Source organism: Wolbachia endosymbiont of Mansonella perstans, assembly GCF_020278605.1.
Classification (GTDB): domain Bacteria; phylum Pseudomonadota; class Alphaproteobacteria; order Rickettsiales; family Anaplasmataceae; genus Wolbachia.
Window position 1 is genome coordinate 1 of the sequence record NZ_JACZHU010000128.1, and the last position, 747, is coordinate 747.

The following is a 747-nucleotide window of genomic DNA, read 5'->3' on the forward strand; positions in this document are numbered from 1 at the left end:
ATTAAGAGAGACTATAAATGCTGATCAAGGTGGGAAAACACCAATGCAAATGGCATTAACTGCTGGGATAACCAAGAATAAGCATAACCTTGTTGTTTGGGAAAGCAATACGATTAAGTTTTGCATAAGATTACTAGAGGGAGGTGCTCGCCCCAACCAATTGAAGCTAGCAGAAAGCGGCTTATTTCAAGAGCGAAAAGCATACTACCATAGTTTCCTGCTAAAACTAAGCAAATTAGTACAAGAGTCTAAGTTAGACCAGGAGACAAAGAACTTGGTTACAATTCAAATCGGGAAGATTATCAATGATGGCTATCCATTACATCAAGCAGTTTTGGGTAGAAATATATATAATTTTAATGAGTTGCTAAGAAGTGGCTATGATATCACTACTAAAGATGCAGAAGAAAATACAGTTTTACATTATGCTATAAGATTAGATGAGGGAGCAAAGTATGAATTTACTGAGCTTATACTAGAAAAAAACAAAGAGTTGGTAAATACTCCGAATAGAAAGGGACAAACACCTTTTCACCAATTGCTTCGGCATATAAAAGAAAAGAGTGAGGATCGATCATGTACAGATAGAAAATTTGAAAGAACAAATAGGTATAAAACCTTAGAACTATTACTACGAAGTGATACTGATATTACCGCTCAGGATAAAGAAGGAAATAATACCCTGCACTATATTGCTTCACTTAGAGGAGAGCAAAAAGTTACATGCTTGAAGTTGATTTTAAGTTT

At 34.9% G+C, this 747-nt stretch carries 1 pseudogene; it reads left to right on the forward strand.

Annotated elements, in window-relative coordinates:
- A pseudogene (locus tag IHO13_RS05355) lies at positions 1 to 747 on the forward strand (ankyrin repeat domain-containing protein); the annotation flags it as partial.